We start from the raw sequence: 14,779 nt of genomic DNA, 5'->3' as shown, positions 1-14,779 counted from the left end.
TATGACTGTTATTGAATCTGTGTGTTTAACCCCGGATTACCCTCCGCGACTCGATTTTGGGGCGGCGTTGACCCCAGAACAACTTCAGCAATCCTTGCAAGCCACCATGGCCTGCCATCAAGGCGGCCCCGTCTGGTTATTCGCCTATGGCTCACTGATCTGGCGCCCCGAGTGTTCGGCGGTCGAGCGCAAGCGCGGGCGGGTGCATGGCTATCATCGCGGGCTGTATCTGTGGTCCCACGAACATCGCGGCACGCCGCAATGGCCGGGGCTGGTCTTTGGTCTGGACCGGGGCGGCTCGTGCAGTGGCTTTGCTTATCGCCTGCCTGAAGACAACCTCGACGCTTCGCTCTACGCCCTGTGGCTGCGTGAAATGCCGGTGCCGTCTTATCGGCCGCACTGGCTCACCTGCCGGCTGGAAGATGGCAGTCAGGTGCAGGCATTGGGGTTTGTGCTGGAGCGACACCTGCCCAGCTATGCGGGCAATCTGTCAGACGGTGTACTCAGCCAGGTACTGGCCAACGCTAACGGGCGCTACGGTACTACTCGCGATTATGTCGAGCAGACCGTAAGCGCCCTGCGTAGTCACGCCATGCCAGATCTGAATCTGGAGGCACGGCTCAGGCGCTGCATGTCGTTCAAGCCTTAGGCCTTAGGCCTTAGGCCTTAACCGCACGCTCTGCACTGGCTACATTTTTATGCCACAGCGTCGGGACCATGAACGCAATTGCCAGTAGGCAGGCGCTGATCAGCAGCACAAAGCCGCCATCCCAACCGAAGTGGTCTACCAGATAGCCCATGGCTGCACTGGCTGCGACCGAGCCGCCGAGGTAACCGAACAACCCGGTAAAGCCAGCGGCGGTGCCGGCCGCTTTCTTCGGCGCGAGTTCCAGGGCTTGCAAGCCGATCAGCATCACAGGCCCGTAAATCAGGAAGCCGATGGAGAACAGCGCGATCATGTCGATGGTCGGGTTGCCCGGCGGGTTGAGCCAGTAAACCAATGTGGCGACCGTTACCAGCGACATGAACACGATCCCGGTCAGGCCGCGATTGCCGCGGAAGATCTTGTCTGACATCCAGCCGCACAGCAGCGTGCCCGGGATACCTGCCCACTCATAAAAGAAGTACGCCCACGAAGTGGTGTCCACCGTGAAGTGCTTGGCTTCCTTGAGATAAGTCGGGGCCCAGTCCAGTACGCCGTAGCGCAGCAGATAAACGAACACGTTGGCCAGGGCGATATACCAGAGCATTTTGTTGCGCAGCACGTATTTGACGAAGATTTCTTTGGCGCTGAATTCGTCTTCGTGGCTGGAGTCGTAACCGGCCGGGTAATCATTCTTGTACTGCTCGATCGGTGGCAAACCTACCGACTGCGGGGTGTCGCGCATGGTGACAAAGGCAAACAGCGCGACCAGCAGGGCAACGGTAGCCGGTACATAGAATGCCGCGTGCCAATCGTTGAACCAGGCCATGCCCAGCAAAAACAGCGGCCCGATCAAGCCGCCGCCGACGTTGTGTGCCACGTTCCAGACTGACACTACGCCGCCGCGCTCTTTCTGCGACCACCAGTGAACCATGGTCCGACCACTTGGCGGCCAGCCCATGCCCTGCGCCCAGCCGTTGATAAACAGCAAAATGAACATCATGGTGACGCTGGAGGTGGCCCAGGGTGCGAAACCGAAAATGAACATTACGCCCGCTGAAATCAGCAAGCCGAAGGGCAGGAAAAAGCGCGGGTTGGAGCGGTCGGATACCAGCCCCATGAGGAACTTGGACAAACCATAAGCGATGGCAATTGCGGACATGGCCAGGCCCAGTTGACCCCGGGTGTAACCCTCGTCAATCAAGTACGGCATGGCCAGTGAGAAGTTTTTACGCAGCAGGTAATAGCCCGCGTAGCCAAAGAAAATACCTGCGAAAATCTGCCAGCGCAGACGTCGATAAGTACTGTCTATTTTTTCTTCAGGCAGGGGAGCCTGGTGTGCGGCAGGTCGGAAAAAAGCAAACATTCAAGAGCTCCAAATTTCTTGTTATATAAGCGAGCTCGAACGTTACATTTTCGTTACTGAAAATGACAGGCATTACCATGGGCTGTCCCAGGAAAAATCCCACAGGGCGTTTTCCTTTGTGAACCTTTCGCTCTGGGACAAAACCATCCACAACCCCTATGGCCGTCAAAACCGGGCAAAACTATCCACAGGCATGGAGAAACAGGCTGTGCACAAAGATTTAAGGGGCAGGGTCTTTCCGTTTAATCAGAGCTGTCACACAACAGGATCGGAGCCCTACGGCTTTGCAGTTAATGGCCGATAACCAGAAATAGATGTGTAAGCAGCCCTGACTGTTTGCCCCAACCCGTACAAAGGAGCGAATTGTGAAAGCGTGGATCGTATTGATGGTGGCCCTGTCCTTGCCGATGGTGGCGGTTGCAGAAGAAGCGGAAGAGGGCGCTGCCAAGGTCAGTTACATCACGTTGAGCCCGCCGTTTGTGGGTAACTACGGGCTCGATGGCAGTTCGAAACTCAAGGTCTACAAGGCGGACATTTCGTTGCGCGTGTCTGGAGCCGAGGCGGCCAAGGCGGTGAAAGCCAATGACCCGTTGATTCGTAATCAGTTGGTGGGTTTGTTTACCCAGCAGACCAGCGAAAGTCTGGGCAGCGTTGAAGCCAAGGAGAAGCTGCGCCAGGAGGCCTTGAAGCAAATCCGGCAGGTGATGACCGACGAGACCGGCAAGCCGATGATCGATGATTTGCTGTTCAATAATTTGATTGTTCAGTAAGCCTGCAATGATGACTGCAAGCCCGGTGCCGCGGGCTTGCGCATGGCGTGTGGTAAAACTATGACGCCAGGCTCTTGCGGAACCGTGCCAGCGCAATGGCGAAGAACACCAGGCCAATGGCGGTCAGTGCCAGCAAGTCCGGCCACACCACCTCGACGCCGGCATCACGGAACAATATCGCGGCACTGAGGCTCACGAAGTGAGTCGATGGCGAGCACTGCATCACCCATTGCAGCCACTCGGGCATGCTGTCCAGCGGGGTGCTGCCGCCCGACAGCAGGAGCATCGGGATAATCACCGGGATCGCCAGCAAGCCGAACTGCGGCGTTGAGCGGGCCAGTGTCGCGAGGAAGATGCCCAGTGCGGTACTGGCAAACAGGTAAAGTGCCGTCACGAATAAAAACAGGATCAACGAGCCCGCCAGCGGTACACCCAGGGCCCATTTCACCACCACTTCCAGCGATACCCAGGTGCACAGCACCACCACCAGCATGTTGCTCCAGATTTTTGCGAGCATGATTTCCAGCGCGGTCAGGGGCAGGACCAGCAAGTGGTCGAGGGTGCCGTGTTCACGCTCGCGCAACAGCGCAGTGCCGGTCAGGACAATCGCCAGAATGGTGATGTTATTGACGATCTGGATCACGGCCAGGAACCAGCCGCCCTCCAGGTTGGGGTTGAACAACGCGCGGCTGCTGAGCAGCGCCGGCGTATTCGCCGCGGCCGCGGCCTGTCCGGTGTAGTTGAGCAGTTCGCGCTGGAAGATCCGGCCGATATACCCCGCGCCCATAAATGCCTGGCTCATGGCCGTGGCATCAACGTTGACCTGCACGCCCGGTTCGCGTCCGGCCAGCAAGTCGGCCTGAAAGTTGGCCGGAATGTTGATCACAAAGGTGTAGCGGCCGCTGTCCATCGACTGGTCCAGCTGGTCGTAAGGCAAGTCTTGCGGCGCCTGGAATTCTGGCGGTAACAGCGACTCGCCCAGTTTGCGCGATAACTGGCTGTGGTCTTCATCGACGATGGCCACGCTGGCGTTATGCACGCCGATGATCGAACCCGCTGCCGGCATATAAATCGCCACGCTAAAGGCATAGAGCAAAAACAGCAGCAAGACACTGTCGTGCCGCAGGCTGGTGAGTTCTTTAAGACCCAGGCGCAGGATGTGCGAGAGCTTGTGCATCAAACCTCCTGCTTCTTGAGCATGATCAAACTCAGCCCGGTGAACGCGACAAAGAACCCCAGCAGTGCCAGGCATTGCGGCCACAGTTGGCGCAGGTCCAGTGCTTTGGTGAAGGTGCCCACGGCGATATCGAGAAAGTGCCCGGCCGGGAACAGCATGCCCATCAGCGCCGCGGAACCGTCAAGCGAGGAGCGCGGCACGATCAGCCCCGAGAACTGAATGGTCGGCAGGCTGGTGATGATCATGGTGCCCAGGATCGCGGCAATCTGGGTGCGGGTGAATGCGGAAATCAGCAGCCCCATGCTGGTGGTGGCCAGTACATACAAAAGCCCGCCCAATGCCAGCGTAAGGCCGCTGCCTTTAAACGGTACGCCGAACAGCCAGCGGTTCATCGCCACCAGCAACGCCAGGTTGACCAGGCTTACGGCCAGGTACGGAGCCTGTTTGCCCAGCAGAAATTCCAGCCGGGTCAGCGGCGTGGCGTAAAAGTTGGTGATCGAGCCCAGTTCTTTTTCCCGCACGATACCCAGTGCGGTGAGCATTGCCGGAATAAACGCGAGAATCAGCGCCATCACGCCGGGGCCGATGGCATTCACACTGATCACGTCCTGGTTGTAGCGAAACCGGGTTTCCAGCTTGGCAGCCCCCTGCTTGTTTTGCGCCAGGCTGCTCAGTGCGGCCAGTTGCTCAATGTTGGCTGAATGCACCGCGTCAACGTAATTGCGACTGGTTTCGGCCCGGAACGGCATGCCGCCGTCGAGCCACGCGGCAACGGTGGGCTGACGTCCGGCGTAAAGGTCACGGCCGAAGCCCGGGGGGATTTCCAGGGCAATTTTGATTTCGGAACGCTGCAGGCGTTTATGCAATTCGTCAGCGCTCTGGATGGGCGCGTGTTCTTCGAAATAGCGTGAGCTGCGAAAGGCTTCAAGGTAGGCGCGGCTCTGCGGGCTTTGATCCTGGTCGTACACGGCGAAGGCGAGGTTTTCCACGTCCAGCGAAATGCCGTAGCCAAAAATGACCATCATGAATACTGCACCCAGCAAAGCGAACGCCATGCGCACCTTGTCGCGCAATAACTCTTTTGATTCGCGGCTGGCGACGGCAATCAGCCGGGACAGGCTGAAGCCGGTTTTGCTTGGTGGCGGTGGCGCATTCACGGCAGCCACCGGTGCGGGTTGTGCATCGGCTGGGGCGTTGGCGGCCGGATCGTTTTGCGCTTCTTCCAGGCAGGTGACAAATGCCGCTTCCAGGGTGTCGCCGCGAAATTGTTTTTGCAGCGCATCCGGCGTGTCGCAGGCCAGAACCTTGCCCGCGTGCATCAGCGAGATGCGGTCGCAGCGTTGCGCCTCGTTCATAAAGTGGGTGGACAGAAAGATCGTCACCCCCTGCTCGCGCGACAGTTCGATCAGCAGGCGCCAGAAGTCATCACGCGCAGCCGGGTCGACGCCTGAGGTGGGCTCATCGAGGATCAGCACTTCGGGGCGATGCAGGACCGCCACTGCCAGAGACAAACGCTGACGCAGGCCCAGAGGCAGTTCGCCGGATTGCTGGTCGGCAACCTCTGCCAGATCGAAACGCTGGATCAGTTCCTCGATCCGGGCCTGGCTTTGATCCTTGGGCAAGTCGAACAGTTGGGCATGCAATACCAGGTTTTGTCGTACGCTCAACTCGCCATACAGCGAGAAGCTTTGCGACATGAACCCTACGCGCTTGCGGGTGGCCAGGTCTTTGGCGTTGACCGGATTACCCAGCAGTTTGGCACTGCCTTCGGTGGCTGGCATCAGCCCGGTCAGCACTTTCATGGTGGTGGTTTTGCCGCAGCCGTTTGAGCCCAGAAAGCCGAAAATCTCGCCTCGGCCAATGGCAAAGCTGACCTTGTTGACCGCCGTGAAGTCGCCGAATTTGAGGGTCAGGTCGTGGGCTTCAATGGCGATGTCGCTGTTGTCACTGGTGCGTGGCGGAATCACCAGCGGTGCGTTGTTGTGACCGCTGTCGCCCTGATAGTGGGTAAAGGCTTCATCCAGCTTGCCGGTGGTGGTGACGGCGGCCAGTTCCCGGCTCAATCCGGCGGCGATCAATTTGCCCCGATCCAGCATCAGGCAATGTTCAAACTGCTCTGCCTCTTCCATGTAGGCCGTAGCGACCAGCAATGTGAGTTGTGGGCGTTGACTGCGTACGTCATCCACCAGCTCCCAGAAACGCCGCCGTGACAGCGGGTCGACCCCGGTGGTGGGTTCGTCAAGGATCAGCAAGTCGGGCTCGTGGATCAGGGCGCAACAGAGCCCCAGCTTTTGTTTCATCCCGCCCGAAAGTTTACCTGCGGGCCGTTCGGCAAAGCGCTCCAGATCGGTGGCCTTGAGTAACTGCGCCATACGTTGCTCGCAATCATCACTGGACAGTCCAAACAGAGTGCCAAAAAAACGGATGTTTTCGCTGATGGACAATTCGGGGTAAAGATTGCCGCCCAGGCCTTGGGGCATAAAGGCAATCAACGGATAAAGAGTGTTGCGATGGCGGCGGTCGTCGATCGGGCCGCCGAGCACCTCAAGTGAGCCTTGCTGAAGTTTTTTGACCCCGGCAATCAGGCCCAGCAAGCTCGATTTGCCCGCACCGTCCGGGCCAATCAGCCCGCAGCGCGTGCCCTTTGGCAGGCTGAAGGCAATGTCGAGCAGCGCTTGTTGTTTGCCGTATCTGTGGCTGATGCCACTGGCATTGATCGCCAGATCGCTCATTGCAGGTTAGCCGGCCAGTCCACGTCGCTGGTCCGTACATAACCGGCTCCCGGCATGCCCGGTTTTGCTTGAGGCACGGCGGCGGGATCGGTCAGGCGCAGCTTGACGCGGAATACCAGTTTTTGCCGCTCGTCACGGGTTTCGACTTCTTTAGGGGTGAACTGGGACTTGGCGGCGACGAAGGAGATTTTTGCCGGCAATGGCTGATCGGGCAGGGCATCGAGTACTACGCGGGCATCAGCGCCAACCGCCAGCTTGCCGACCACTGAGGCGGGCAAGTACAGGTTCATGTACTGATCGCTCGGGTCGATCATCATAAAGACCCGCCCACCTGAGCCCAGCACTTCGCCGGGCTCGGCCAGGCGCAACTGGATCACGCCATTGATGGGTGCACGCAGGCTGCTGTCTTCTATTTCGCTGGTGAGTTGCGCGACTTGCGCCTGGCTGGAAACGATGGCCGCTTTGGCTGCGGCGACTTGCGCCTGTGCGGCGACTACGGCCGAGTTGCTGGTATTGAATTTTGCCTGTTGCTGATCGAGCAACTGGGCGCTGGCAAAACCGCGTTCGGACAGTTGGCGAAAACGTTTGAGTTCCTGGCTGGCCAGCAGCTTTTCGCTTTGGCGCAATTGCACGTTGGCTTCGTTGGCAGCCAGGGCCTCACGGGCGCGCTGCACTTCGGCTTCTGCCTGCGCGCGAGTGGCTTCAAGGGTTCGAGTGTCCATGCGGGCCAGCAATTGGCCTTTGGTCACATGATCACCTTCGTCGACCAAGACCTCGGCCAGGCGGCCCGGAATTTTGGCGGCGATCTGCACTTCTGTGGATTCGAGTCGACCGTTACCCATGCTGATACCTTCAGGGAGCCGGTCGTGCTGGGATTTCCAGTAACCGAATCCGCCTGCAGCGATCAGCAATATCGCCAAAGGAATAACGAAATAATGGGAAATACGATGATTCTTAGACATGCCGACATCCTGTGTCACAGAGCGCTCTAGTTTGAATGTTTCAAGGCCAGGAAGGCTTGATGCCAGTCAAAGGAAGTTGAGAGCCTAGACGCTAAAACAGGATGTTGCCTGAGCAGGGGTGGATTCGATGCAGGAGCCGTGATTAGTCTCGCTGTTGCTGTCACTGGCAAGCCAGCGCCCACTAAAGCAAGCCCATCACTACTGCCCATTGCTCGGCGGTTACGGGCATGACTGAAAGGCGGCTGCCTTTTTGTACCAGCGGCATTTCGGCCAGTGCGCTTTGTTGCTTCAGGTAGTCGAGCTTGATGACCTTGGGGAACGTTTGCACATGGGCCACCTGCAATGCGCTCCACGGGTTTTTCTCGGCATTGGCTTTGGGGTCGAAATAGTGGCTTTCGGGGTCGAGGGCGGTCGGATCGGGATAGGCGGCCTGAACAATTCGGCCAATACCGGCAATGCCTGGCTCGGGGCAACTGGAGTGGTAAAAGAAGAACTCGTCGCCTGCGGCCATGGCCCGTATAAAGTTGCGAGCTTGATAGTTGCGTACGCCGTCCCAGCGCGCTTCGCCAATCTTCTGTAAATCCTTGATCGAGAACTCGTCAGGCTCGGATTTCATCAACCAGTAGGCCATTTTCACTGCTCCTCAAATGTGGCTTGGTCATTTTGTCTGGCAACTTCGCTGTGAACCGACAGTCGGTTGACGCCAGAGTTTGCGTGTCAGTTCGTGTTGCCTCAGAATGCCGGGATTTTAAGCTTGACGCTGCTGCACGGCCTATAACAAAAACCGTTGCTGTCATCGTGTTGATTTGCCTGAAGGGGGGCAATCGATGAAACGCAAACCGGATTTACTGTGGATTTTGGTTATTTTGTTCGGTTTGGGCGTGGTTACAACGGGTTATGCGCAAAGCCTCTGGTCAGCCTCGACTGACGCGCCGATTGAGTTGGCGCAACAACAAGTACAGCCATTTAAACGATAAGTACTGGCAAGGCATCTCTTTGATACAGATGCCTTGGTTTTCAGTGGGCGACGTACCACTGCCTGTCCGAGACCGTGCCCTGTAGCGGCACATCCCAACGGGCTTGCGCCAGGCTCTCTACTTTTTGGCACTCATGGGCTAGCCCCAGCAGCGTCGGCTTGCGCCAGTTTTGGCGTCGGGCCAGATAGGCCAGGCTGCGGTCGTAAAAGCCGCCGCCCATACCCAATCGTCCTCCCGTTTTATCAAACCCGACCAACGGCAAAAGCACCAGATCGAGCGCCCAGACCTTTCGTTGGCGGGCGCGGTTGGTTCTGGGTTCTAGAATCCGGAAGCGATTGGGGATCAGTTTTTCGCCGGCCGCAACGCGCTGAAACACCATCTTGGTTCGAGGCCAGGCGCTGAGCACGGGCAGGTAAGTAATCTTGCCCCGGCGTTGTGCTTCACGCAGCAACAGGCGCGGATCGATTTCACCGTCAGTGGGCAGGTACAGCGAGATATGTTTGGCGCGGCGAAACAGCGGGTGTTGCGCCAGTTGCCGGTACAGGCCACGGGCGGCCTGGCGTTGCTCGCCTGGCGAAAGTTCGCGGCGGGCTTTGCGCAACAGTCGGCGAAGCTGGGGGCGTGTCGCAGGTTCGGTCATGGCGCTGTTCAAGATCGAGTTCACCGGACGGTTGGCTCGTGAAAGGCAGTGCCAGCTCAGGGCCGGCATTGCGCTAAAAAATCAGGCTCCCCGACGTACCGCTGTCGGCTTGGCCCTTGAACCCGAAAGTTCAAGGTGGAAGTTGCAGTAGACCTTAAGGCTTTCCGTCTAGCGGACATGCACACCGGCCCAACGTGCAAGCTCCAGGGTAGTGCGAATCGGCTCAGGGACATCGCTAACTGGCGAATACTCCAGGGAGTGGCGCGAGTATACCCCAAAGAAACCTTATGAATCAGCTTTGACGTTCGTTCGGATCAGTGGCGAGCACCAGATCGACGCGCTCCAGCAGGTCACGTACCTGTTCGCGAGTTGAGCCGTTGGGCTGAACTTCGGCAACTTCCTGCCTGTGCAGCAGATCGTGAGTGATATTCAGGGCGGCCATCACGGCGATACGGTCGGCGCCAATGACTTTGCCGCTGCTGCGAATTTCTCGCATCTTGCCATCCAGGTAACGGGCGGCACTCACCAGATTGGTGCGTTCTTCCTGGGGACACATGATCGAATATTCTTTATCGAGGATGTGCACGGTGACGCTACTGCTTGTACTCATGAGTCTTGCTCCAGGGCTTTGAGGCGCGAAATCATCGATTCCACCTTGTGTCGGGCGATTTCGTTTTTTTCAATGAGGTGCGCGCGTTCCTCGCGCCAAGTCTTTTCCTGAGCTACTAAGAGTCCGTTTTGACGGTTAAGTTGCTCGACCCGGTTGATCAGTAACTCGAGTCTGGCCATCAGTGCATGCAGGTCGGTGTCTTCCATTGTGTCCTACTGTGTAATTTCTGATGGATGGTGACCGTCAAACGAGTTGACGCCTCGATGGTCTGGCACGTCTGCCGATGCTAGGATACAAGGCCTCCATTCTAGACATAGCGCCGCTTGGCGCCTAGCTGACCATGCCTATTCAGAATTCCCCGTATCAAGCCTTTGCCACCCTGCTGACCACCAGCGGCCATAATGTTTCGCCTGCAGAACTGCACGGCCTGTTGCTAGGCCGCAGTGCTGCTGGCGCCGGCTTCGACCACGACAGCTGGCTGGCTGACGCGGCCGATCTGCTCGAAGGCGAAATTCAGGACAACGTACGCAATGCCCTGATCGGTTTGCAAGAGATGGTTAAAGGTGAACTGACCGGTGACGACATGACTGTCGTGCTGCTGTTGCCTACCGATGAAGCGCCTCTGACCGAGCGTGCAATAGCGCTGGGTGAGTGGTGCCAGGGTTTCCTCTCCGGTTTCGGTCTTAACTACCGTGACAATGCCTTGAGCACTGAAGGCAAGGAAGTCCTGCAGGATCTGGCCGCCATTTCTCAGGTTCAAGATGCCCTTGACGAGTCCGATGACGGTGAAAGCGACTACATGCAAGTGATGGAATACCTGCGCGTTGCGCCATTGCTCCTGTTCGCCGAAACCAAAAAAGCTGATGAGCCTGCTGCTGCAAAGCCTTCGCTGCACTGATTGATCTTCAAGAGGGAACCCGTCTGCCCATGATCCATATCCCGAAATCGGAATACACACGTCGCCGCAAGGCGCTCATGGCGCAGATGGAGCCCAACAGCATTGCGATTCTTCCTGCTGCGGCAGTGGCAATTCGCAATCGCGATGTCGAGCATGTTTATCGTCAGGAGAGCAATTTCCAGTACCTGAGCGGCTTTCCCGAGCCTCAGGCGGTCATTGTCCTGATCCCGGGCCGGGCTCACGGTGAATACGTACTGTTTTGCCGCGAGCGCAATGCCGAGCGTGAGCTGTGGGATGGCTTGCGTGCCGGGCAAGAAGGCGCTATCCGCGACTTCGGCGCTGACGACGCGTTCCCCATCACTGACATCGACGACATCCTGCCAGGGCTGATTGAAGGCCGTGACCGGGTGTACTCGGCAATGGGCAGCAACCCCGATTTTGATCGCAACCTGATGGAATGGATCAACGCGATCCGCTCCAAGGCGAGCCTCGGCGCTCAGCCGCCCAACGAATTCGTTGCTCTGGATCATCTGCTGCATGACATGCGCCTGTATAAATCGGCGGCAGAAATAAAGGTCATGCGCCACGCGGCGCAAATCTCGGCTCGCGCCCATGTGCGCGCCATGCAGGCCAGTCGCGCCGGTTTGCATGAGTACAGCCTCGAGGCCGAACTGGACTACGAATTTCGTAAAAGCGGGGCAAAAATGCCAGCCTATGGCTCGATCGTCGCTTCAGGCGATAACAGCTGCATCCTGCACTACCAGGAGAATGACGCCCTGCTCAAGGACGGCGACCTGGTATTGATCGATGCCGGGTGCGAGATCGACTGCTACGCCAGTGATATCAGCCGTACGTTTCCGGTCAGCGGCCAGTTTTCGCCTGAACAAAAAGCCATTTACGAGCTGGTGCTGGCAGCCCAGGAAGCCGCTTTTACCCGGATTGCACCCAACAGACACTGGAACGAGGCCCATGAAGCCACGGTCCAGGTGATCACGGCGGGACTGGTTGAGCTGGGCCTGTTGCAGGGCGACGTAGATGAGCTGATTGCCAGCGAAGCTTACAAACCGTTTTACATGCACCGTGCTGGCCACTGGCTGGGGCTCGATGTGCATGACGTGGGCGAATACAAGGTCGGCGGTGAATGGCGCGTGCTGGAAGTCGGCATGGCGCTGACGGTTGAGCCCGGTATCTATATCAGCCCGAACAATCTGAATGTCGCGAAAAAATGGCGCGGTATCGGGGTACGCATCGAGGACGACGTAGTGGTCACCAAAAACGGCTGTGAAGTCTTGACCGGCGACGTGCCGAAAACCGTCGCTGACATCGAGGTCTTGATGGCGGCAGCACGGATGAGCGCAGCATGAATCGGGTCAGTTTGGCGATTATCGGTGGCGGTCTGGTCGGCGCCAGCCTTGCTTTGGCGTTGCAAGCCGGGGCTAAGGCGCGGGGCTGGAAAATCGTACTGATCGAACCGTTTGCCCCGGGCAACAGTTATCAGCCCAGCTACGACGCCCGCTCCTCGGCGCTTAGTTATGGCGCGCGGCAGATCTACGAGCGCATGGGGCTGTGGCAAGTCATTGCTGAGCGAGCCGAACCGATACGGGACATACATGTGTCAGATCGCGGGCGTTTTTCGACTGCCCGTTTGTCGGCCCGCGAAGAAGGGGTGCCGGCCCTCGGTTACGTGGTCGAAAACAGTTGGCTCGGCCAAAGCCTGTGGAAAAGTCTGGACCCGGACGTGATCAGCTGGCGTTGCCCGGCTGAAGTTATCCATATGCAGCCGCTTGAAGACGGCTACCGCTTGACGCTCAACGATGAAACCACCCTCGATTGCGACCTGGCAGTGCTGGCCGATGGCGGCCGTTCGGGGTTGCGCGAGCAATTAGGCATTCATGTGCGCAAGCGCCCTTACGATCAAAGTGCGCTAATCGCCAACATCACCCCCAGCTTGCCCCATGCCGGAATGGCCTTCGAGCGTTTCACCGATGAAGGCCCGATGGCCTTGCTGCCACTGGCTGATAACCGCTGTGCGCTGGTATGGACCCGGCTGGGGATGGACGCCCGGCGTCTGGCGGCACTCGATGAGCCAAGCTTTCTCAGCGAGTTGCAGGGCGTATTCGGCTACCGGCTGGGCACCCTCAAGCAGGTTGGCGCCCGACACTTGTATCCGCTGACGCTGATTGAAGCCGAGGAGCAGGTACGCCCGCACCTGGCAGTTCTGGGCAACGCGGCCCATAGCCTGCACCCGATTGCCGGTCAGGGTTTCAACCTGTCCCTGCGTGATGCGCAGGCATTGGCTGACGCCTTGTTGGCGAGTGCCAAAAAGCCCGGTGATTTTGCCACGCTGCTGAGTTATCAACAGCGCCAAAAACTCGATCAACAACTGACGATTGGCTTCTCGGACCAAGTAACACGGGTGTTCGGCAGTGAGCAGCCGCTGGTCTCGCTGGGGCGTAACCTTGGCCTGCTCGGCCTCGATCTGTTACCGCCGGCCAAACGCTGGTTTGCCCGTCAGGCGATGGGGCTGGGCACCCGCGCAGACAGTTAATGACGGCCGGGGTACACATGTCCCGGGTCGGACCATTTTTAAAGTGCGGCGTATGCCGCTAGCGAGACAGGCTTAAAGCATGGAAATGCGCGCAGATCTGCTGATTGTCGGGGCCGGAATGGTCGGAAGCGCTTTGGCGCTGGCGCTCAAGGACAGCGGACTAAAAATTCTGCTGCTTGATGGCAGCCCGCTGGCTATCAAACCGTTTAGCCCCGAGGCGCCGTTCGAGCCGCGAGTCAGCGCCTTGTCGGCCGCCAGTCAGCGCATCCTGCAACGCCTTGGGGCATGGGACGGGATTGCCCGGCGCCGTGTCAGCCCTTATTCGCACATGCATGTATGGGATGGCAGCGGCACGGGGCAGATCCACTTCTCGGCGGCCAGCGTACATGCCGAGGTGTTGGGCCATATCGTTGAAAATCGCGTGATCCAGGACGCCTTGCTGGAGTGTCTGCAGGTCACGAATATCGAATTGCTGGCCAATGCACGGCTGGAGCAAATGCGTCGCTCCGGTGACGACTGGCTGCTGACCCTGGCGGATGGTCGCACCCTGCGCGCGCCGCTGGTGGTTGCCGCGGATGGCGCCAACTCGGCCGTGCGCCGACTGACAGGCTGTGAGACGCGCGAGTGGGATTACCAGCATCACGCCATCGTCACCAGCGTGCGTTGCTCGCAACCCCATCAGCAGACCGCCTGGCAGCGCTTTACCGACTATGGGCCGCTGGCATTTTTGCCCCTGCAGCGTGATGGTCAGCAGGATTGGTGCTCAATTGTCTGGTCGACCACACCTGAGCAGGCTAAGCACCTGATGACACTGGATGACAACGACTTTTGCCGCGAACTGGAGTCGGCCTTTGAAGGCCGCCTGGGCAGCGTGGTGAGCGCAGACCCGCGGGTCTGTGTACCGTTGCGTCAACGCCACGCCAAGCGCTATGTGGCCGAAGGCCTGGCGCTGATCGGCGATGCGGCGCACACCATCCACCCGCTTGCCGGGCAGGGCGTGAACCTGGGTTTCCTCGATGCAGCGGTGCTGGCAGATGTGTTGTTGCACGGGGTTGATCGTGGCGACCGGCTGGCGGATGTGCGGGTACTGAGCCGTTTCGAGCGGCGGCGCATGCCGCACAACCTGGCGCTGATGGCGTCGATGGAGGGTTTTGCGCGCCTGTTCCAGGCTGATTCGTTGACTGCCCGCTTGCTGCGTAACACCGGATTGAAATGGGTAAACCAAATGCCCGAAGCCAAAGCGCTCTTTGTGCGCCAGGCGCTGGGCCTGACCGGCGACTTGCCGCCGCTGGCCAAAGCCTGAAATCTGTAGGAGCGAGCTTGCTCGCGAGCTGTGCATTGCAGAGATCGCGAGCAAGCTCGCTCCTACAGGAAGGCGTTTCTTGCAACATCCGGTAACGGCTCTGGGGCGAGTTAGGTTGAGATGGCAAATGTGATTCACTACCATTTACGCCCG

The 14,779-nt window shown here is 58.7% G+C and carries 15 protein-coding genes and 1 other RNA gene; 7 read left to right on the top strand and 9 right to left on the bottom strand.

Annotated elements, in window-relative coordinates; all coding sequences use genetic code 11:
- The first annotated feature begins 1 nt into the window (after position 1).
- Positions 2 to 649 (top strand): gamma-glutamylcyclotransferase, encoded by a 648-nt coding sequence (locus AOC04_RS19475; RefSeq protein ID WP_060696228.1) that lies wholly within the window; start codon positions 2 to 4, stop codon positions 647 to 649.
- A 10-nt stretch (positions 650 to 659) separates the two neighbouring features.
- Here the strand turns inward: AOC04_RS19475 and glpT are convergent, their stop codons facing one another.
- Positions 660 to 2,009, bottom strand: a complete 1,350-nt coding sequence (glpT, locus tag AOC04_RS19470; RefSeq protein WP_060696227.1) for a glycerol-3-phosphate transporter — start codon at positions 2,007 to 2,009, stop codon at positions 660 to 662.
- A gap of 365 nt (positions 2,010 to 2,374) precedes the next feature.
- Between glpT and AOC04_RS19465 the strand changes: the two genes are divergently transcribed.
- Positions 2,375 to 2,779: a flagellar basal body-associated protein FliL gene (locus tag AOC04_RS19465; RefSeq protein ID WP_060696226.1), complete on the top strand. Its 405-nt coding sequence runs from the start codon at positions 2,375 to 2,377 to the stop codon at positions 2,777 to 2,779.
- 58 nt (positions 2,780 to 2,837) lie between these two features.
- On the opposite strand, the gene AOC04_RS19460 is transcribed toward AOC04_RS19465, so the two are convergent.
- The 4 genes from AOC04_RS19460 to AOC04_RS19445 form a co-directional block, all read right to left on the bottom strand.
- Positions 2,838 to 3,956 (bottom strand): ABC transporter permease, encoded by a 1,119-nt coding sequence (locus AOC04_RS19460; RefSeq protein WP_060696225.1) that lies wholly within the window; start codon positions 3,954 to 3,956, stop codon positions 2,838 to 2,840.
- Entirely contained in the window at positions 3,956 to 6,688 is a 2,733-nt protein-coding gene (gene rbbA / locus AOC04_RS19455; protein ID WP_060696224.1) for a ribosome-associated ATPase/putative transporter RbbA, read from the bottom strand. Before rbbA ends, AOC04_RS19460 begins: the two co-directional genes overlap by 1 nt.
- The gene (locus tag AOC04_RS19450) at positions 6,685 to 7,650 is read right to left on the bottom strand and encodes an HlyD family secretion protein (protein ID WP_060696223.1); all 966 of its coding nucleotides are present in this window, start codon (positions 7,648 to 7,650) and stop codon (positions 6,685 to 6,687) included. Before AOC04_RS19450 ends, rbbA begins: the two co-directional genes overlap by 4 nt.
- 181 nt (positions 7,651 to 7,831) lie before the next feature.
- Positions 7,832 to 8,281, bottom strand: a complete 450-nt coding sequence (locus AOC04_RS19445) for an EVE domain-containing protein (protein WP_060696222.1) — start codon at positions 8,279 to 8,281, stop codon at positions 7,832 to 7,834.
- A 196-nt stretch (positions 8,282 to 8,477) separates the two neighbouring features.
- On the opposite strand from AOC04_RS19445, the gene AOC04_RS23995 reads away from it, so the two are divergent.
- A complete protein-coding gene (locus AOC04_RS23995; RefSeq protein ID WP_125863057.1) occupies positions 8,478 to 8,627 on the top strand; it encodes a hypothetical protein in 150 nt (49 codons plus the stop codon).
- Positions 8,628 to 8,667: 40 nt separating this feature from the next.
- Here AOC04_RS23995 and AOC04_RS19440 read toward each other — a convergent pair whose 3' ends face one another.
- From AOC04_RS19440 to AOC04_RS19425, 4 genes are all read right to left on the bottom strand, one after another.
- Positions 8,668 to 9,267 carry a 5-formyltetrahydrofolate cyclo-ligase gene (locus AOC04_RS19440; RefSeq protein WP_060696998.1) on the bottom strand — a complete coding sequence of 200 codons (600 nt, stop codon included), beginning with the start codon at positions 9,265 to 9,267 and terminating at the stop codon, positions 8,668 to 8,670.
- Positions 9,268 to 9,350: 83 nt separating this feature from the next.
- A non-coding RNA gene (ssrS, locus tag AOC04_RS19435) (6S RNA) lies at positions 9,351 to 9,528 on the bottom strand.
- 31 nt (positions 9,529 to 9,559) lie between these two features.
- A complete protein-coding gene (locus AOC04_RS19430) occupies positions 9,560 to 9,877 on the bottom strand; it encodes a cell division protein ZapA (protein WP_060696221.1) in 318 nt (105 codons plus the stop codon).
- Positions 9,874 to 10,083, bottom strand: a complete 210-nt coding sequence (locus AOC04_RS19425) for a TIGR02449 family protein (protein WP_060696220.1) — start codon at positions 10,081 to 10,083, stop codon at positions 9,874 to 9,876. Before AOC04_RS19425 ends, AOC04_RS19430 begins: the two co-directional genes overlap by 4 nt.
- Before the next feature lie 134 nt (positions 10,084 to 10,217).
- Here AOC04_RS19425 and AOC04_RS19420 point away from each other — a divergent pair, with 134 nt between their 5' ends.
- The 4 genes from AOC04_RS19420 (at position 10,218) to AOC04_RS19405 (ending at position 14,626) form a co-directional block, all read left to right on the top strand.
- Positions 10,218 to 10,775 carry a YecA/YgfB family protein gene (locus AOC04_RS19420; RefSeq protein WP_060696219.1) on the top strand — a complete coding sequence of 186 codons (558 nt, stop codon included), beginning with the start codon at positions 10,218 to 10,220 and terminating at the stop codon, positions 10,773 to 10,775.
- Positions 10,776 to 10,804: 29 nt separating this feature from the next.
- Positions 10,805 to 12,139: a Xaa-Pro aminopeptidase gene (gene pepP, locus AOC04_RS19415; RefSeq protein WP_060696218.1), complete on the top strand. Its 1,335-nt coding sequence runs from the start codon at positions 10,805 to 10,807 to the stop codon at positions 12,137 to 12,139.
- Positions 12,136 to 13,323, top strand: coding sequence for a 2-octaprenyl-6-methoxyphenyl hydroxylase (ubiH, locus tag AOC04_RS19410; RefSeq protein WP_060696217.1), 1,188 nt, complete (start codon positions 12,136 to 12,138; stop codon positions 13,321 to 13,323). Before pepP ends, ubiH begins: the two co-directional genes overlap by 4 nt.
- An 85-nt stretch (positions 13,324 to 13,408) precedes the next feature.
- Positions 13,409 to 14,626 carry a 2-octaprenyl-3-methyl-6-methoxy-1,4-benzoquinol hydroxylase gene (locus tag AOC04_RS19405; protein WP_167344893.1) on the top strand — a complete coding sequence of 406 codons (1,218 nt, stop codon included), beginning with the start codon at positions 13,409 to 13,411 and terminating at the stop codon, positions 14,624 to 14,626.
- The last annotated feature ends 153 nt before the right edge of the window (positions 14,627 to 14,779 follow it).

The organism is Pseudomonas versuta (genome assembly GCF_001294575.1).
GTDB classification, from domain to species: Bacteria; Pseudomonadota; Gammaproteobacteria; order Pseudomonadales; family Pseudomonadaceae; genus Aquipseudomonas; species Aquipseudomonas versuta.
The sequence above is the reverse complement of the archived record's forward strand: the minus strand, read 5'-3'. Positions and strand labels throughout refer to the sequence as shown.